Source organism: Streptomyces sp. NPDC104581 (genome assembly GCF_055583685.1).
Genome location: NZ_JBVJNN010000073.1, coordinates 1 through 18,577 on the forward strand (window position 1 = coordinate 1; position 18,577 = coordinate 18,577).

The window sequence follows — 18,577 nt, forward strand, 5'->3', positions numbered from 1 at the left end:
CCCCCCCCCCCCCCCCCCCCCCCCCCCCCCCCCCCCCCCCCCCCCCCCCCCCCCCCCCCCCCCCCCCCCCCCCCCCCCCCCCCCCCCCCCGCCGGGGCCACAGGGGTGATCGGGGCGCCGGAGCGCCAGAGGTCTTGACAAGCTAATTGGTCTGGACCATGTTGTGCCCGGCTCGGTCACTCCATTCCGCCATGCCCGGAGGCAGTTGTGAGACGCAACAGACGACCTTCTCGGTACCCCAGACTCGTGGGCGCGCTCGCGGCTGTCGTACTCACCGCGGGGGGTCTCGTCGTGACCGCCGAGACGGCGCGCGCGGCCGACGCGGACGTCGCCACCAACGGCGGCTTCGAATCCGGCCTCACCGGCTGGAGTTGTACGGGCGGCAGCGGCGCGATCGTCAACACCCCCGTGCACGGTGGCACTTCGGCACTGAAGGCCACTCCGGCGGGCAGCGACAACGCGAAATGCACCCAGAAGGTCGCGGTACGGCCCGACTCCGCGTACACCCTGAGCGCCTGGGTCCAGGGGAGCTACGTCTACGTCGGAGCCGCGGGTACCGGAACCACGGACGTCTCAACCTGGACCCCGTCCGCGCCGAGTTGGCAGAAACTGACCACCTCGTTCCGCACCGGTCCGGCCACCACTTCCGTGACCCTCTACACGAACGGCTGGTACGGCACCCCCGCCTACCACGTCGACGACGTCAGCCTCGTCGGGCCCGGCGGGGAGACGGGGCAGCCGCCCGCCGTCCCCGCTGGGCTCAGGGCCGCCACCGTCACCGCGTCGTCGGTCGGTCTCGCCTGGTCCCCCGTCGCGGGCGCGACCGGCTACACGGTGCACCGTAACGGCGCCCCGGACGTGAATGTCACCGGTACGTCGACCACTGTCACCGGGCTCAGCCCGGCGACCGCGTACAGCTTCCAGGTCTCGGCGACCAACGCCGCCGGCCGCTCAGCGCGTTCCTCGGCGATCACGGCCACCACCCAGACCGGCGGCGGTGGCGGCGACGGTGCGGACCTCCCCGCCCACGCCCTCGTCGGCTACCTCCACTCCAGCTTCGCCAACGGCTCCGGCTACACCCGCGTGTCCGACGTGCCCGAGTCGTGGGACGTCATCAACCTCGCCTTCGGCGAACCGACATCGGTCACCTCGGGCGACATCCGCTTCAGCCTCTGCCCCGTCGCCGAATGCCCGAACGTCGAAACACCCGCCGAGTTCAAGGCCGCCATCAAGGCCAAGCAAGCCGCGGGCAAGAAGGTCCTGATCTCCATCGGCGGCCAGAACGGTCAGGTCCAGCTCGCCTCGACCGCCGCGCGCGACGCGTTCGTCAGCTCTGTTTCCAAGATCATCGACGAATACGGTCTCGACGGTCTCGACATCGACTTCGAGGGCCACTCGCTCTCCCTCAACAACGGCGACACCGACTTCCGTAACCCCACCAGCCCCGTCATCGTCAACCTGATCTCCGCCGTGAAGAGCCTCAAGGCCAAGTACGGGGCGGACTTCGTCCTCACGATGGCGCCCGAGACCTTCTTCGTGCAGCTCGGCTACCAGTTCTACGGATCCGGCCCCTGGGGCGGCCAGGACCCGCGCGCCGGCGCGTACCTCCCCGTCATCCACGCCCTGCGCGACGACCTCACCCTGCTGCACGTCCAGGACTACAACTCAGGGCCGATCATGGGGCTCGACAACCAGTACCACTCGATGGGCGGCGCCGACTTCCACATCGCGATGACCGACATGCTGCTCACCGGCTTCCCGGTGGCCGGTGACACCACCAAGGTCTTCCCGGCGCTGGACCCGGGCCAGGTGGCTATCGGACTCCCGGCGTCGACGCAGGCGGGGAACGGCCACACCACCCCGTCAGAGGTGAACAAGGCCCTGGACTGCCTGACGAAGAAGACCAACTGCGGCTCGTACCAGACGCACGGCACCTGGCCCGCACTGCGCGGGCTGATGACGTGGTCGATCAACTGGGACCGCTTCAACCAGTGGGAGTTCTCGCGGAACTTCGACGCCTACTTCGGAGGCTGAGCCGACCGAACCGTTCCGGTCGGGCACGCGCCGCCTACTCGTCGCCCGCCCCCGCGCCGGCGGCCCTGCGGTTGTCGATCCACCGCAGGGCCGCCACCAGCAGAACCAGCAGCATCCCGCAGAGCAGCCAGCTGCCGAGGACGTCCAGAGGCCAGTGGTAGCCCCGCAGCACCAGTCCGATGCCCGTCGCCGCACTGAGTACCACGGCGACGGGCATCGCCCACGCGCGCGCCGTACCGGGCCCCGTCAGGGGCCTCAGCAACAGGGCGGCTCCGCAGTAGGCGACCATCGCCGTCGCCGTGTGGCCGGAGGGGTAGTAGCCGGAGTCCACCGTGAGCGGCCCGGTGCGGTCGGTCCACAGCTTGAGCGGCACGACGAGCGACGGAACGGCGACCATGGCCACCGCGACCGCCACCGCACGGGCACGGTGCCCCCGCCAGGCCGCGTACCCGACCGCCACGGCCAGGACGGGCACGGCGACCGGCAGTCCGCCGAGATCGGCGAGAAGCTCCGTCAGCGGGCCGGGCCCGTGCCCGAAGGCCGTGCGTCCCAGGCGCTCGTCGGCGTCGCGGAGCGGGCCGCCGGCGACGACCTGCCAGGTGACGAGTGCGAAGAGAACGGCGCAGAGGGCGAACGTCCACAGAGGGAGGAGAGATCCGAAGGTGCCGGTGGAACCGAGCCGCCCGGAGAGGAAAGTCGGCCGCCCCGGAACAGGGGGGGTAGTTCCGAGACGGCCGACGGGACCGGGTCGCCGCGCGCCCCGGGGGGTTTGGGGCGGGCGGCCGTCCGATCGGTGAGGAATTCCGGAGCTGGATGCTCCAGCGCGCCCGAAGACGCGGCCAGGACGGTGCTGGGGACGCGCCGTCGTGGAGTCGCCCGCAGTCCCCTGCGAGCGGGGTGTTTCTTTCATCTGCCGAAACCGTACGTCAGGGCCGTGAGGTCCGACAGCGGGAGAATGAACCCGCCATCGGCCCCGCACAGCTTCTTCACAGGCCCCGCCCCGTGACCCGCACCGTACGGTGCGGCGGAGTCCTCCGTAGTGAGGCGGCTCCGGCAACGGGTCAGAGTCCGGCGAGCGCCTGCTCCAGAATGTCCAGGCCCTCCGTAAGGAGGTCCTCACCGATGACCAGCGGCGGCAGGAAGCGGAGCACGTTGCCGTACGTGCCGGTGGTGAGCACCAACAGTCCTTCCGCGTGGCACGCCTTGGCGAGCGCGGCCGTCGCCTCCGGGTTCGGTTCCTTGGTGTCCCGGTCCTTCACCAGTTCGAGGGCGAGCATCGCGCCACGGCCCCGTACGTCGCCGATGACGTGGAACTTCTCGGCCATCTCCTTGAGACGAGGCTTCATGACCTCCTCGATGCGCCTGGCCTTCGAGACCAGGTCCTGCTCGCGCATCGTCTCGATGGCACCGAGCGCGGCGGCGCAGGCCACCGGGTTTCCGCCGTACGTACCGCCGAGGCCGCCCGAGTGCGGTGCGTCCATGATCTCCGCGCGGCCCGTGACGGCGGCGAGCGGCAGGCCGCCCGCGATGCCCTTCGCCGTGGTGATCAGGTCCGGTACGACGCCCTCGTCCTCGCACGCGAACCACTGCCCCGTCCGGCAGAAACCGGACTGGATCTCGTCGGCCACGAAGACGATGCCGTTGTCCTTGGCGAACTTCGCGATCGCGGGCAGGAAGCCCTTCGCCGGCTCGATGAAGCCACCCTCGCCGAGGAGCGGCTCGATAACGATCGCCGCGACGTTGTCCGCGCCGACCTGCTTGCTGATCTCGTCGATGGCCTGGGCGGAGGCCTCTGCGCCCGCGTTCTCCGGGCCGGTCGGCCAGCGGTAGCCGTACGCCACGGGGACGCGGTAGATCTCCGGGGCGAACGGACCGAAGCCGTTCTTGTAGGGCATGTTCTTCGACGTCAGGGCCATGGTGAGGTTCGTACGGCCGTGGTAGCCGTGGTCGAAGACCACGACCGCCTGGCGCTTGGTGTACGAGCGGGCGATCTTCACGGCGTTCTCGACGGCCTCGGCGCCCGAGTTGAACAGCGCGGACTTCTTGGCGTGGTCGCCTGGGGTGAGCTCGGCGAGCTGCTCACAGACCTCCACGTAGCCCTCGTACGGCGTGACCATGAAACAGGTGTGGGTGAAGTCGGCGAGCTGGGCGGTGGCGCGGCGTACGACGGCCTCCGCCGAGGAACCGACGGACGTCACGGCGATGCCGGACCCGAAGTCGATGAAGCTGTTGCCGTCCACGTCCTCGACGACGCCGCCACTCGCGCGGGCGGCGAAGACGGGCATGACGGACCCCACGCCGGCGGCCACCGAGGCTGTACGGCGGTTCTGCAGCTCCAGCGACTTGGGGCCGGGGATCGCGGTGACGACGCGCCGCTCCTGCGGGATTGCGGTCATGAGGGGCTCCTGGGGGTGGTTCCGGACGCTACGTGTCTCGCGTTCTCGCATCTGCCTTCACTTCGCAGGCTAGGGGCGGAGGAGGGCGGCGGGCATGCGCCGTTCGGGAGTGTCGGGGGCGTGTCGTTGTCCGTCCCGGACATACGGGGCGGGTGGGCGGCCTCAGCACGCCGAAAGGCGGGCGATCAACACTCCGTAGGGCCGGAACGGTGAACTCCCCCTGCGTGGGCACTAGATTGAGGCGCGTACTGAGCGGACCTGGCTGGTCAGGGGACAGGGGTTCATGAACACCGACGGCACGCACGACTCACGCGGCACACGAGCCAATCCCGTGCCTCGTCCGGCAGGACCACCACCCCAGCCGTCCACACCTCCTTCGGCGCCGCCCCCCGCCGCCCCGTCGGCCTCTCCCGCCGTCCCGCCCTCGGCCTCCGCCCCGTCGGAGCACGCCGGACCTCCGGCTTCCCCGCCGCTGCCGCCCTCGCCTGCCCACGCCCCCGCTCCGGGCATCGGCGCGTCCGTGGCCGACTGGCTGCGGATCCCCCGGCCCCAGGCGGAGCCCGGCATCTGGCGCCTCGGCCACCGTCCGCGCCCGCCGGAGGAGCCCGAGCAGGTACCGGCCCGTCAGCTGTTCAGCGGCGCGCTCGTCGCCTACCTCTGCGGCTGGCTCGTCTGGTCACTGCTCTGGAACGGATATCTGGGCGGTTGGTGGATCTTCGGCGACCGGTGGTGGCTGCTGCCGATCCAGTGGCTGACCCCCGAGAGCTGGCGGTCGAGAGACAGCGAAAACGTCGAGCTGTACGTCATGGCCAGCTATCTGTACTACGCCCTCGTCATCAGTCTGCTCGCCGTCGGTTTCGGTAGGATCGGCAACTGGAACGAGGTCTGGCGGCGCTACGGGGTCCCGCTGTGGCCGCTCTTCGTACTGCTGCCGGGCTTCTGGCGCGAGATGCCGCGCACCGTCGACTGGCTCACCACGGTGTCGAACATCTACTACGTGCTGCTGTTCGCGGCCGTCGTCGCCGTCGTCGGTCGCGTCGGCACATGGTCTCCCGTACGGCGCCGTCTCGGGATGGCTCCCTCCGACGAGCCGCCCACCCCGCCGCCCGCCGAGGCCGACCCCGCCGACTGGCCCGAACTGCGCGCCGCCGGACTCACCGAGGCCGCCGCCAGGCTCGCCGAGGCCGTGCACCGAGGCACGCTCGGCGACGTCGACTACGCGCGCATCCGCCGCGCCTGGCAGGGCGTCCGTACCCGGCCGGAACGGCTGCCCGCCTTCACCGACACCGTCCGTGCCCACGGGGCGGGCGCCTGCGCCCATCCTTCGGGCGTACGTGACCTGCCGCTCCGTACGGCGAGCCACGACCTCGCCACGGGGCAGGTCAGGATCGGCACCGCCGCCGACCATCCGCGCAACCCCTACGCGCGGCGCACCACCGGCGTCGCCTTGGAACCCGGACTGCTCGGCACGTCGCTCCTCGCCGTCGGTCCCGCCGGCTCCGGCAAGACCGTCAGGCTGGTCCGCCCCGTCGTCGAGTCGCTCTGCCTCCAGGCGCTCGCCAACCGTGCCGCCGTCGTCGCTGTCACCGCCTACGGGGCGGCGCTCGCCCCCGACGACTCCTTCGACCTCGTGATCGCCGTCGGGCGCCCCGAGGCCACGCACGACCTCGACCTCTACGGAAGCGCCGACGACCCCGACGAGGCCGCCAGGACCCTGTCCGAGGCCCTCGTGGGGGACCTCGCCGCCGGTCTGCCCGGCGGCGACAGCCGCAGGGCCGCCACCGCGCTCGCGCAGCTCATCGGGCCGTACCGCAGCGTCCACGGGCGCTTCCCCGCCGTCCCGGAACTGCGGGAACTGATCGGCGGTTCCCCCGCTGCCGTCCAGGCGCTGCGGGCCGAGCTGGAGACGTCCGCCGACCCCGGTGCCGCCGCCCAGCTGCGCGAGCTCGACGCACGCGAGCGGCAGTCGGCGCGGGGCGACGACATCGGTGTGCTGCTGGCCGAACGTATCGCCTTCCTCGACCGGCCCGCCTTCGCCGGCTTCTTCCGTACGGACGGCGGCGGCCGGACCTTCTCGCTGCGGGCCATCGAGCATCCACTGAGGGTCAGGATCGACCTCCCCGAACGTGGCCACGCCGAGGCGTCACGCATCATCGCCCGGCTGCTCCTCGCCCAGTTCACGGACGCCGCGCTCGCCCGTGCGGACCGCTCCCTCTTCGCCTGTCTCGTCCTGGACGACGCGACGTACACCGTGACGGGGGACTCCGTACGCGGCGTCCAGCGGCTCCGTTCGGCGAACGCCGGAGTGGTCCTGGCGCTGCGCACCCTGGAGGACGTGCCGGACCCGCTGCGCGGCCCCCTCCTCGGCGCAGTGGGCTGCCGCATGGCGTTCTCCGGGCTCGGTCCGTGGGACGGCGGACGTTTCGCGGAGAGCTGGGGCACCGAGTGGGTCCAGACCCGCGACGTAACCAACCGGCAGATCATCTCCGACGAGCCGCTGACGAAGGCGGTGCACTTCATGCGGCGACTTGTGACCGGCAAGGCGGCCACCGCGGAGGCGGTGACGGTGCGGGAGGTGGAACGGGAACGCTGGTCGGCCTCCGAACTGGCCCATTCCGTGCCGGCGGGTCATGCCGTGCTGTCGCTGACCACGGTCGGCGGTGAGCACGTGCCGCCCATGCTGGTGGATCTCCGCACCTGACGGCACCGCGCGGTGCCGAGGCGGATGGGTCTTGGTACATAGGCGACGCCGGCGACCCTGCCGGGCGTGCCGTGCCGCGCACCGTTCGCCGCGAGCCGACTCGCACCCCTGTTCTCGTACACCCTGGCAGAATTGATGTAAGCCGTTCTACGAGACGGCGAAAACGTCCCTCGTCCTCTCTGTGAAGGTCCAACGGTCCGCCATGCCGCCCACCCTCGCCTCGCTCCTCCGGCTTTCGGCGCTCAAGCTCACCGTGCGCGCGGGGGAGGACCGGCTCGATACGCCGGTGCGGTGGGCCCATGTCAGTGAACTGGAAGACCCGGTGCCGTACATGGACGGGGGCGAGCTGCTGCTCGTCACCGCCGTCACGCTGCACGCCGAGGACCCCGACGCCATGCGGCGCTACGTACGGCGCCTCGTCGGCGCGGGCGTCGTAGGGCTCGGCTTCGCCGTCGGCGTGAACTACGAGGACATCCCGGACGCCCTCGTCGAAGCCGCACGCGCCGAAGGGCTGCCACTGCTCGCCGTACCGCGCCGTACCCCCTTCCTGGCCATCAGCAAGGCCGTCTCGGCGGCCATCGCGGCGGATCAGTACCGGTCGGTCACGGCGGGCTTCGAAGTCCAGCGGGAACTGACGCGCGCGGCCCTCTCCGAGGGCCCCGCAGCGCTGCTGGCCCGGCTCTCCGCGCACGTCGACGGCTGGGCCGCGCTCTACGACGCCACCGGCGCCGTGATCGCCGCCGCGCCCGACTGGGCCGCCCGTCGCGCCGCCCGCCTCACGCCCGAGGTGGAGCGGCTGCGCAGTCGCCCCGCGCCCGCCAGCGCCGTCGTCGGCGACACGGACGACCGGGTGGAACTGCAGTCACTGGGCAGCGGCAGACGCGTACGGGGCGCGCTCGCCGTCGGTACGGGGGCGGCGCTGGGCACCGCGGAGCGGTACGCCGTGCACTCGGCCGTCGCCCTGCTGACGCTCACCACCGAGCGGTCGCGCGCTCTCCAGGAGGCCGAGCAGCGACTCGGCTCCGCGGTGCTGCGGATGCTCCTGTCAGGACAGCCCGACCACGCGCGAGCGGTGGCGGGAGATCTGTACGGAGGGCTGCTGGACGCCCCGTTCCGGCTCCTCATCGCGGAGCCCGCCGAGTCCGCCGCGGAGCCCCGCGATCCGGCCACCCCCCATCCACTCCAGTCGCTGACCGACTCACTGGAGGCGTCGGCGGCGCACGGCGGGGAGGCGGTGCTCGCCGTGCCCGACGGGGAGCAACGGCTCGTCGTGCTCGCGGCGGACGCCGGCGCGGTCGCCGTCGCCTGCGAGTCGTACAAGGAGCAGGAGGCGGAGGAAGCCGGGGTCGTCATCGGTCTCTCGGCCCCGACGGGGCCGATCGCCGCCGCCGGGGCGTACAAGCAGGCCGAGCAGGCCCTGTCCGTCGCGCGGCGACGGGGCCGCGCGCTGGTGGAGCACGAGGAACTGGCGGACGGCTCGCTGCTGCCTCTCCTCGCCGACGACGCCGTGCGGGCCTTCGCCGACGGCATGCTGCGGGCGCTGTACGAACACGACGCCAAGGGGCGCGGCGACCTGGTGGAATCCCTCAGGGCCTGGCTCTCGCGGCACGGTCAGTGGGATGCGGCGGCGGCTGACCTCGGCGTCCACCGGCACACGCTGCGCTACCGCATGCGCCGAGTGGAGGAGATCCTGGGCCGCACGCTGGACGACCCGGACGTCCGGATGGAGCTCTGGCTGGCGCTGAAGGCCACCTCGGCGAGGTCCCCCTCGACGCCCTGAGGTACTGCGCCTCCAACCCGGCTCACCCGGTCGCCGGGCCGATAACGGCGTCCTCCGGTGATGGGGTGCCGCGCGATCCCGCTGGCGCTCGCGGGTGCCGGGCTCGTCGGCCCCAACTGCCGCGACGTCTTCGGCACTTGTGGCGAACAGCCTCCGGGAAACGGCGCGTGCTTCGGCCACTCCGGGGGCCGCCGAAGCCCTTCGGCCGGCAGCTGAGGCGCCGCCCCGACCACGCGTACGACAAACCGTCGCAGCCAGGACCCACCACCCCTCCACCCCGGACAAATCATCTCCGCGCCCCGTGCCCCTAGGGTGGTGGGAGAACTCCCCCACTTCGGAAGGGCCGGGACTCGCAATGCCGAACGAAACTGTGGCACCCACGCATGCCTTCTGGCTCGCCGGACGCCAGGCCACCGGAGAGGAGACCGTCGACGTCACGTCCCCGTGGGACGGCCGGCTCGTCGGCAGGGTCGCCGTCCCGACGGAGGCCCAGGTCGAGGAGGCCGTCGCCACCGCGTACGCCGTGCGCGACGAGTTCGCCGCGACACCGGCACATGTCAGGGCGGCAGCGCTCGACCACGTCTCGCGCCGTCTGGTCGAACGCACCGAGGAGATCGCCCGCCTGATCTCCGCGGAGAACGGCAAGCCCATGAAGTGGGCGCGCGGCGAGGTGGGACGCGCCGTCTCGGTCTTCCGCTTCGCGGCGGAGGAGTCCCGCCGGTTCAACGGCGGCGAGGCCCAGCGACTCGACACCGACGCGGGCGGCACCGGCCGCCTCGCGCTGACCCGGCGCTTCCCGCGCGGCGTCGTCCTCGGTATCGCGCCGTTCAACTTTCCGCTCAATCTGTGCGCCCACAAGATCGCCCCGGCCATCGCCGTCGGCGCTCCCATCATCCTCAAGCCCGCCCCGGCGACACCGCTCTCCGGCCTGCTCATCGGCGAGCTGCTCGCCGAGACCGAGCTGCCGGCCGGAGCCTGGTCGGTGCTGCCCGTCGCCAACGACCGGATGCCCGCCCTCGTACAGGACGAGCGGCTGCCGGTGATCTCCTTCACCGGCTCCGACAAGGTCGGCTTCGCCATCATGGACTCGGTGCCGCGCAAGCACTGCACCCTCGAACTCGGCGGCAACGGTGCGGCAGTTGTCCTTGCCGACTACGCGAGCGAGAAGGACCTCGACTGGGCGGCGACCCGGATCGGTACCTTCGCCAACTACCAGGGCGGCCAGTCCTGCATCTCGGTACAGCGCGTCGTCGCGGACGCCTCGCTGTACGAGCGGCTCGTGCCGAAGATCGTCGCCGCCGTCGAGGCTCAGGTCACCGGCGACCCGTCCGACGACGCCACGGATGTCGGCCCCCTCGTCAGCGAGGACGCCGCCAAGCGCGTCGAGGCCTGGGTGGACGAGGCCGTACGGGCGGGAGCGCGCCTCCTGGCGGGCGGCAAGCGCGACGGCGCGTCGTACGCGCCCACCGTCCTCGCCGATGTCCCGGCGGACGTCGCCATCTCCTGCGAGGAGGTCTTCGGCCCCGTCCTGACCCTCACCCGGGCCGAGGGCGAGGAGGCGGCGTTCGAGACGGTGAACGACTCCAAGTACGGCCTCCAGGCGGGCGTGTTCACCCACGATGTGCAAGCCGCCTTCCGTGCCCACCGGGCGCTCGAGGTCGGCGGCGTGATCGTCGGCGACGTCCCCTCCTACCGCGCCGACCAGATGCCGTACGGCGGTGTGAAGCAGTCCGGCGTCGGCCGCGAGGGCGTCAAGTACGCGATGGACGACTACACCTACGAGCGCGTGATGGTCTTCACCGGCCTCGCCCTCTGAGGAACTCGCCCTCCAAAGAAGCCGGCGAAGTACGAGGAAGGCCGGGACCGCCGCACGGCGGTCCCGGCCTTCCTCGTGTAGTCCGCACGGGACCTCTCTGCGCGCCCCGACGGTGCGTGCCATGACTGGCTACGCCCTTCGTATTGGGGTAGATACGGACGAGTAGTACCGGCCGGTACCTTTCCCACCAGGGCGCCGTGACAACGCCCTGGCCGGTCGGGCCCATCGACCCGACGTTCGCGGCGAGGTGAGTTCCCGATGTCCGCTCCATCCGATTCTTTCGACACGGCCCAGGTCCCGGAGCCCAAGGTCTCCGAGCGGGAAGCGCGACGGGTGGCCGAGGCCGCCCGCGAGCAGGGCTGGCGCAAGCCGAGCTTCGCCAAGGAGCTGTTCCTCGGCCGTTTCAGGCTCGATCTCATCCACCCCCACCCCGCACCCCCGACGGAGGACGTACGGCGCGGAGAGGCCTTCCTGGCCACGCTGCGCGACTTCTGCGAGGCGAAGATCGACGGTGCGCGGATCGAGCGCGAGGCGCGGATCCCCGACGAGGTCGTCAACGGCCTCAAGGAACTCGGCGCCCTCGGTATGAAGATCGACAGGAAATACGGCGGCCTCGGCCTCACCCAGGTGTACTACAACAAGGCACTCGCCGTGGTCGGCATGGCGAACGCGTCGATCGGCGCGCTGCTCTCCGCGCATCAGTCGATCGGCGTACCGCAGCCGCTCAAAATGTTCGGCACCCAGGAGCAGAAGGACACGTTCCTGCCGCGCCTCGCCCGCACCGACATCTCCGCCTTCCTGCTGACCGAGCCCGACGTCGGCTCCGATCCCGCGCGGCTCGCCACCACGGCGGTGCGTGACGGTGACGACTACGTCCTGGACGGCGTCAAGCTGTGGACGACCAACGGCGTCGTCGCCGATCTCCTCGTCGTCATGGCCCGCGTCCCCAAGTCGGAGGGGCACAAAGGCGGCATCACCGCCTTCGTGGTGGAGGCGGACTCGCCGGGCATCACCGTGGAGAACCGCAACGCCTTCATGGGCCTGCGCGGCCTGGAGAACGGCGTCACCCGCTTCCACCAGGTACGGGTCCCGGCGGCGAACCGTATCGGCCCCGAGGGGGCGGGTCTCAAGATCGCCCTCACCACTCTCAACACCGGCCGCCTGTCACTGCCCGCGATGTGCGTCGGCGCCGGGAAGTGGTGTCTGAAGATCGCCCGCGAGTGGACGGCGGCGCGCGAGCAGTGGGGCAAGCCCGTCGCGCACCACGAGGCGGTGGGGGAGAAGATCTCGTTCATCGCGGCCACGACGTTCGCCCTGGAGGCCGTGGTCGACCTGTCGTCCCAGATGGCCGACGAGGACCGCAACGACATCCGTATCGAGGCGGCGCTGGCCAAGCTGTACGGCTCCGAGATGGGTTGGCTGATGGCCGACGAACTGGTCCAGATCCGCGGCGGACGGGGCTTCGAGACAGCCGACTCCCTGGCGGCCCGCGGTGAACGCGCCGTCCCCGCCGAGCAGGTCCTGCGCGACATGCGGATCAACCGGATCTTCGAGGGCTCAACGGAGATCATGCACCTGCTGATCGCCCGTGAGGCGGTCGACGCGCACCTGGCGGTGGCCGGCGACATCATCGACCCCGAGAAGACGCTGTCCGACAAGGCGAGGGCCGGGGCCCAGGCGGGCGCCTTCTACGCGCGCTGGCTGCCGAAACTGGTCGCCGGTCCCGGCCAACTGCCGAATTCCTACGCCGAGTTCCACCCGAAGGGCCATCTGGATCTCGCCGCGCACCTGCGCTACGTGGAGCGGACGTCGCGCAAGCTCGCGCGCTCGACCTTCTACGCCATGTCGCGCTGGCAGGGCGGGATGGAGACCAAGCAGGGCTTCCTCGGCCGCATCGTGGACATCGGCGCCGAACTGTTCGCGATGAGCGCGGCGTGCGTCCGCGCCGAGATGCTCCGCTCCGCCGGAGAGCACGGCCGCGAGGCGTACCAGCTGGCCGACGTCTTCTGCCGGCAGTCCCGGATCCGCGTCGAGGAACTGTTCACACGACTCTGGTCCAACACCGACGACGTCGACCGCAAGGTCGTGAACGGTGTGCTGGCCGGCACGTACACGTGGCTGGAGGAGGGCATCGTCGACCCGAGCGGCGACGGTCCCTGGATCGCCGACGCCACGCCGGGGCCCTCCCAGCGGGACAACGTCCACCGTCCGATCCACTGACCGGGGGGTAAGGGAGACGACCGCGGGCGCGAGCCGAGTCGGTCCGGCGCCCCGACGGGGCGGTGGTCACCGGCCCGGCTCGCGGCCACGAAGAACCACCGGGCCGCGTCCTCCATACGGAAGACGCGGCCCGAGGTTCAGCGGCCGGCCGGGAGCCGGTTCAGCCGGCCGTGCGACGGCTCAGGACTTCAATTGAACGGGTCGAGCGTGAGGAACGCCTGTCGCGGGTCGCCGTCGTGCACCAGCGACTCGTGGGCCCCGACATCGTCGAACGCGAAGGCGTACGCCTTGCCGTCGGCCATCTGCGAGTGGATGATCCGGGCGTAGTGGTTGGTGACGGCGTCCTTGTAGAAGGCCGCCGAGCCTGCGTCCGGCTGGTTCGGGTTGCTCAGGAGCGTGGAGCGGTTGAACCCCGCGCACAGGGTGCGCGAAATCGGGCCCCGTACTTGGTCGTTGGGGGCGTCGAGCAGCTTGTAGCAGCCGAAGATGCTGTCGGCGTCGGGCTTCTGGAACGAAGTGACCACCGCACCCGAGGTGTTGGTGAAGTTCATGGTGTTGCCGGAGACCCGGCCGGTGTACTTGACCGCCGGCTGGTTCGCGAACGGGGTCACCGTGAGCGGGGAGTTGGCGTACTTGGCCCACACCCGGTTTATGTAGTCGTTCAGGACACCGGCAGGCAGCGCGCCGGACGCGATGCCGTGACCCGGCGCGAGAGCCCGCAGAACGGTGCCGTCCGAGCGGGTCTGGATCAGCCCCGCCCAACCGCCCGGCTGAGCCCTGAGAGCGTTGAAGACGCCGTTGTAGCCACCCGGCTTCAGATGCCCCGTGGTCTTGGTGGTGCCGTTGGGCACCTTCACGCCGACCGCGTACGGCGCCGAGAACATGTCGACCTGGGTGCTGTTGATCCACAGACCGGAGTCGTTGAGCGTGTACTCCGACCAGTTGAAGAGGATGTTCCTGTTCGGGTCGCTCGGGTTCTGCACGGCGGGCTGGACCAGGCCGCCGGTCGCCAGCTTGAAGACGAGCTTCTGACCGTAGGAGAAGTAGACCCGTCCGGAGAACTTCGGCAGTTGGATCGTCTTGCTCTGGCCGGGAGGCGGGCCCGCGATCGAGGCGTCCGGCGCCGGGGTGGGCGGGTTGCCGCCGCCGGGCCAGGGGTGGAAGGTGCCGTTGGCGTCGGCCCAGCCCTGCCGGCCGGACGACAGCTCCGTACCGAGGTTGTAGATGTAGACCGGCTCACCGCGGCCGGAGTTGTTGGTGATGGTGAACGGAATGGTGTTGGGGACCGCGGCCTCGGCCGGGGTCACGGTGCCGAAGGCCGTGAATCCGGTGGCGAAGACCACCGCGGCGGCCAGGGAAGCCAGCAACTTGCGCAACGCAGGCACTCGATCTTCCTCCTCGTCAGGGGAGTTCCCAGTGGGGACGGTGGGGGGCGGAATCTGACGTACGGACGCCGCCGGTGAGGCGGGTGTGCCTGAAGGGCCGACGGCCCGGGGCCGGGAGCGGGGAAGGGGAAACCGGAAGGGAGCGGGCCTTCAGGTACAGACCTTTCTGAGAGCGCTCTCAGAATTGCGCCGCTCGTGAAGCGTGTCAATGCGCGTGCCACAACTCGCAGAAGTTGTCCTGACTCGATCGCAGCGGACGGACGGAGCGGCCGCGCCGTCGCCCCGTTCGGTACCCGTGTGACCCGGCCCGCCCGCATGCAGCACAATCGGCCCTCGGTAAGGCCGAACGGGGCGCGAGGCCGCGCGACGGACCGGCGAAGACGCGATCAACCGACGATTGGGGCAGGCATGTTCGGGGCGGGGAACGACGGCGGGCGGCCCGGCGGCCGACGCGCACGGCTGCGCCGCGCGGCGGCGCTCGCGCTCGTCGGCACCGTACTGACCACGGTGGCCGCCTGTGGCGGCGACGAGCAGGGCGACGGCGACAAGGGCGGCCGGGAGGCAGGAGCGGGCGGCGGCACGGCCGCCTCCAGCCCCGCCGCGGAGCCCGGCGACCCGGGCGGCACGGATGACCAGGCCGACGCGGGCGGCACCGGCGGCACCGGGGCGCTCAGCCGGCGCGACCTCACGGCCCTCGCCTTCACCGACGGCGAGAAGATCGGCAAGTACACCGCCGGCGAGTTCACCCTCGGGGCACCGCTCGGCGAGGACTACACGGCCGACCCCGCCACCTGCCAGCCCCTAGTCAGCCTCGCGAAGGGCGCCACCGCCTTCGATCCGGCCTCCGAGGTCCACCGCAACGTGGACGTCGCGGAGGAGATGCTCGGCACGACCGTCGCCGTGCAGCTCCGCTCCTACAACGGTGACGGCGCGGCGGGCGTCATGAAGGCCCTCGCCACGGCCGGCAAGGAGTGCGCGGGCGGCTTCGTCGAGAACCGCGCCGTCGCCAAGGGGCAGTACCTGAAGGTCGAGCCGGTCGAGGCGCCCGACCACGGCGACGAGGCGCAGGCGTACCGCTTCACGATCCTCGATGTGAAGGGCACGCTGAAGCTCTACGAGTACCTCACCGTCGTACGCTCCGGCACCACCACCCTCTCCTTCCGCGCCGACATCACGGACACGAAGGACATCGGCAAGGTGCCGGACGAGGTCATCGCGGCGCAGTGGAAGAAGTTCGAGGCGGGCTCGACGGGCTGAGGAGGCCGTTCGGTGCCCGCCCCGGTGACCCGCCCCGTGCCCCGTTTTCCTCACGCGCTGTCCGCGACGCGCCCGGATGCGGCAAGAATGGGGCCATGAGCGACAGCCCAGCCCCTCTCGCCGACCCCCATATCGCCTTCGACGTGTCCGAAGGCCGCCGGGACATCGTCGTCCTCGGCTCCACCGGGTCCATCGGCACGCAGGCGATCGACCTCGTCCTGCGCAATCCCGACCGCTTCCGTGTCACCGCGCTGTCCGCCGCCGGCGGGCGGGTCGGACTGCTCGCCGAACAGGCGCGACAGCTCCGGGTCCGCACCGTCGCGGTCGCCCGTGAGGACACCGTGCCCGCGCTGCGCGAGGCGCTGGGTGCGGAGTACGGCTCCGAGCCGCTCCCCGAGATCCTCGCGGGGCCGGACGCCGCCACCGACGTCGCGACGTCGCAGTGCCACACGGTGCTCAACGGCATCACCGGATCCATCGGCCTCGCGCCGACCCTCGCCGCACTGGAAGCCGGCCGTACGCTCGCCCTCGCCAACAAGGAGTCGCTGATCGTCGGCGGCCCGCTGGTCAAGGCGCTCGCCAAACCGGGGCAGATCATCCCGGTCGACTCCGAGCACGCGGCCCTCTTCCAGGCCCTCGCGGCCGGCACCCGGGCCGATGTGCGCAAGCTGGTCGTCACGGCCTCCGGAGGCCCCTTCCGCGGCCGCACGAGGGCCGAGCTGGCGCATGTGACCCCCGACGCCGCCCTGGCCCATCCCACCTGGGCCATGGGCCCCGTGATCACGATCAACTCCGCGACCCTCGTCAACAAGGGCCTGGAGGTCATCGAGGCACATCTGCTGTACGACATCCCGTTCGAACGCATCGAGGTCGTCGTCCACCCGCAGTCGTACGTCCACTCCATGGTGGAGTTCACCGACGGTTCGACGCTGGCGCAGGCCACGCCGCCCGACATGAGCGGTCCGATCGCCGTCGGTATCGGCTGGCCGGTACGGGTGCCGGACGCCGCGCCCGCGTTCGACTGGTCCACGGCGTCGACCTGGGAGTTCTTCCCGCTCGACACCGAGGCCTTCCCGTCGGTGGGACTCGCCCGGCACGTCGGTTCGCTGGGCGGCACGGCTCCGGCGGTGTTCAATGCCGCCAACGAAGAGTGTGTGGACGCGTTTCTCGCCGGGCGGCTGCCGTTCAACGGCATCATGGACACCGTCACCGAAGTCGTCGCCGAGCACGGGCGGCCCGCCAAGGGAACCTCGCTCACCGTGGCCGACGTCCTCGAAGCGGAGACCTGGGCGCGCGCCCGGGCCCGTGAAATGGCCGAGAAATTCGGCGAAGAGAAGCCTGCGGAGGCTCGCGCATGACGATCCTGTTGACGGTCCTCGGCATAGTGATCTTCGCCGTGGGGCTGCTCTTCTCCATCGCGTGGCACGAATTGGGACACCTGTCGACGGCCAAGTACTTCGGTATCCGCGTGCCGCAGTACATGGTCGGCTTCGGCCCCACCATCTGGTCGCGCAGGAAGGGCGAAACCGAGTACGGCATCAAGGCGATCCCGCTCGGTGGCTACATCCGCATGATCGGGATGTTCCCGCCCGGTGCCGACGGGCGTATCGAGGCGCGGTCGACCTCACCCTGGCGCGGCATGATCGAGGACGCCCGCTCGGCGGCCTTCGAGGAGCTCAAGGAGGGCGACGAGACCCGCCTCTTCTACACGCGCAAGCCGTGGAAGCGCATGATCGTGATGTTCGCGGGACCGTTCATGAACCTGGTTCTCGCCGTCGTGATCTTCATGGGCGTCGCGATGAGTTTCGGCTTCCAGACCCAGACCACCGAGGTGGCCGGCGTCCAGAAGTGCGTCATCTCCCAGGACGTCGCGCGGGAGAAGTGCGCGGCGGGCGATCCGGTGTCGCCGGCCCGCGCCGCCGGTCTCAAGGAGGGCGACAAGATCGTCGCCTTCAACGGACAGCGCGTCGAGGACTGGTCCGTGCTGTCGAACCTCATCCGGGAGACGATCGGCCCCGCCAGCATCACGGTGGAGCGTGACGGCAAGGAGCAGGTGCTCCAGGCGACGCTCGCGAAGAACATGGTGGCGCAGAAGAACTCCGACGGTGAGGTCGTCCCCGACAAGTTCGTGCCCGCCGGCTACCTGGGCTTCGCCGCGGCGACCGAGATCATCCCGCTCTCCTTCGGGGAATCCGTCGACCGCATGGGCGACATGATCGTGACCGGTGTCGAGTCGATCATCGCCCTGCCCTCCAAGATCCCCGATCTCTGGAACGCCGCCTTCTCCGACGGCGACCGCAAGGACGACTCGCCGGTGGGCGTCGTCGGCGCGGCGCGGATCGGCGGCGAGGTGATGACGCTGGACGTCCCGGCGCAGAACCAGGTGGCGATGATGCTGTTCCTGCTCGCCGGATTCAATCTCTCGCTGTTCCTCTTCAACATGCTGCCGCTGCTGCCGCTCGACGGTGGGCACATGGCCGGGGCGCTGTGGGAGTCCGTACGGAGCAAACTCGCCCGCGTCTTCAGGAGGCCGGACCCGGGACCGTTCGACGTGGCGAAGCTCATGCCCGTCGCGTACGTCGTGGCCGGGATCTTCATCTGCTTCACCCTGCTGGTCCTGATCGCCGACGTGGTGAACCCCGTCAAGATCATGTAGTTCCTCGGGCCCGTCCCGACCTCGGGCTTCGCGTGATCGGGGAACACACCGTGCCGCCCGGGCGGACACGCGTTTACGGCCGGGTGTCACTTCGCACCCGGCCGTACGCCTTTGGGGGGTTTGCGGGTAGCGATGTGCTCGTACGACGGGTTGGTGGCGTAATCTCGATGACCGGAGCCCGCCGAACTCGGGACCACGATCCACACCTTGGGGTTGCACAGCAGATGACTGCGATTTCTCTCGGAATGCCGGATGTTCCGGTGAAGCTCGCCGACCGGAGGGTCAGTCGGCAGATCCAGGTCGGTTCGGTGGCTGTCGGTGGGGACGCGCCG

General features: G+C 70.8%; 11 protein-coding genes. 8 read left to right on the plus strand and 3 right to left on the minus strand.

The window, feature by feature from the left end; genetic code table 11:
* Positions 1-246: 246 nt before the first annotated feature.
* A complete protein-coding gene (locus ACZ61E_RS31865; protein ID WP_469703825.1) occupies positions 247-2,034 on the plus strand; it encodes a chitinase in 1,788 nt (595 codons plus the stop codon).
* 34 nt (positions 2,035-2,068) lie between these two features.
* Here ACZ61E_RS31865 and ACZ61E_RS31870 read toward each other — a convergent pair whose 3' ends face one another.
* Together ACZ61E_RS31870 and gabT are read right to left on the minus strand one after the other, a co-directional pair.
* Positions 2,069-2,944, minus strand: a complete 876-nt coding sequence (locus ACZ61E_RS31870) for a phosphatase PAP2 family protein (RefSeq protein WP_469703827.1) — start codon at positions 2,942-2,944, stop codon at positions 2,069-2,071.
* Between the two features lie 151 nt (positions 2,945-3,095).
* Positions 3,096-4,430 (minus strand): 4-aminobutyrate--2-oxoglutarate transaminase, encoded by a 1,335-nt coding sequence (gene gabT / locus ACZ61E_RS31875; RefSeq protein ID WP_469703828.1) that lies wholly within the window; start codon positions 4,428-4,430, stop codon positions 3,096-3,098.
* A gap of 283 nt (positions 4,431-4,713) precedes the next feature.
* Between gabT and ACZ61E_RS31880 the strand changes: the two genes are divergently transcribed.
* The 4 genes from ACZ61E_RS31880 (at position 4,714) to ACZ61E_RS31895 (ending at position 12,947) form a co-directional block, all read left to right on the plus strand.
* Positions 4,714-7,131, plus strand: coding sequence for an ATP/GTP-binding protein (locus ACZ61E_RS31880; protein WP_469703830.1), 2,418 nt, complete (start codon positions 4,714-4,716; stop codon positions 7,129-7,131).
* A gap of 202 nt (positions 7,132-7,333) precedes the next feature.
* Positions 7,334-8,911, plus strand: coding sequence for a PucR family transcriptional regulator (locus ACZ61E_RS31885; RefSeq protein ID WP_469703832.1), 1,578 nt, complete (start codon positions 7,334-7,336; stop codon positions 8,909-8,911).
* 370 nt (positions 8,912-9,281) lie between these two features.
* Positions 9,282-10,727 (plus strand): aldehyde dehydrogenase family protein, encoded by a 1,446-nt coding sequence (locus tag ACZ61E_RS31890; RefSeq protein WP_469703842.1) that lies wholly within the window; start codon positions 9,282-9,284, stop codon positions 10,725-10,727.
* Between the two features lie 258 nt (positions 10,728-10,985).
* On the plus strand, positions 10,986-12,947 hold the full coding sequence (locus ACZ61E_RS31895; protein ID WP_469703834.1) for an acyl-CoA dehydrogenase family protein: 1,962 nt from the start codon (positions 10,986-10,988) through the stop codon (positions 12,945-12,947).
* Positions 12,948-13,135: 188 nt separating this feature from the next.
* Here the strand turns inward: ACZ61E_RS31895 and ACZ61E_RS31900 are convergent, their stop codons facing one another.
* Positions 13,136-14,332, minus strand: coding sequence for a glycoside hydrolase family 64 protein (locus ACZ61E_RS31900; RefSeq protein WP_469703835.1), 1,197 nt, complete (start codon positions 14,330-14,332; stop codon positions 13,136-13,138).
* Positions 14,333-14,740: 408 nt separating this feature from the next.
* Here ACZ61E_RS31900 and ACZ61E_RS31905 point away from each other — a divergent pair, with 408 nt between their 5' ends.
* The 3 genes from ACZ61E_RS31905 (at position 14,741) to ACZ61E_RS31915 (ending at position 18,245) form a co-directional block, all read left to right on the plus strand.
* The gene (locus ACZ61E_RS31905) at positions 14,741-15,589 is read left to right on the plus strand and encodes a hypothetical protein (RefSeq protein WP_469703837.1); all 849 of its coding nucleotides are present in this window, start codon (positions 14,741-14,743) and stop codon (positions 15,587-15,589) included.
* 95 nt (positions 15,590-15,684) lie between these two features.
* Complete coding sequence (gene dxr, locus ACZ61E_RS31910) at positions 15,685-16,947, plus strand: 1-deoxy-D-xylulose-5-phosphate reductoisomerase (RefSeq protein WP_469703839.1); 1,263 nt, start codon at positions 15,685-15,687, stop codon at positions 16,945-16,947.
* Positions 16,944-18,245 carry a M50 family metallopeptidase gene (locus ACZ61E_RS31915; protein WP_469703841.1) on the plus strand — a complete coding sequence of 434 codons (1,302 nt, stop codon included), beginning with the start codon at positions 16,944-16,946 and terminating at the stop codon, positions 18,243-18,245. The genes dxr and ACZ61E_RS31915 overlap by 4 nt, the downstream gene beginning before the upstream one ends.
* The last annotated feature ends 332 nt before the right edge of the window (positions 18,246-18,577 follow it).

Bases quoted from the DNA above. Each gene is read 5' to 3' on its own strand.
- ACZ61E_RS31870 (WP_469703827.1), bottom strand. From the start codon at position 2,944: ATGAAAGAAACACCCCGCTCGCAGGGGACTGCGGGCGACTCCACGACG.
- gabT (WP_469703828.1), bottom strand. From the start codon at position 4,430: ATGACCGCAATCCCGCAGGAGCGGCGCGTCGTCACCGCGATCCCCGGC.
- ACZ61E_RS31880 (WP_469703830.1), top strand. From the start codon at position 4,714: ATGAACACCGACGGCACGCACGACTCACGCGGCACACGAGCCAATCCC.
- ACZ61E_RS31885 (WP_469703832.1), top strand. From the start codon at position 7,334: ATGCCGCCCACCCTCGCCTCGCTCCTCCGGCTTTCGGCGCTCAAGCTC.
- ACZ61E_RS31895 (WP_469703834.1), top strand. From the start codon at position 10,986: ATGTCCGCTCCATCCGATTCTTTCGACACGGCCCAGGTCCCGGAGCCC.
- ACZ61E_RS31905 (WP_469703837.1), top strand. From the start codon at position 14,741: ATGTTCGGGGCGGGGAACGACGGCGGGCGGCCCGGCGGCCGACGCGCA.
- dxr (WP_469703839.1), top strand. From the start codon at position 15,685: ATGAGCGACAGCCCAGCCCCTCTCGCCGACCCCCATATCGCCTTCGAC.
- ACZ61E_RS31915 (WP_469703841.1), top strand. From the start codon at position 16,944: ATGACGATCCTGTTGACGGTCCTCGGCATAGTGATCTTCGCCGTGGGG.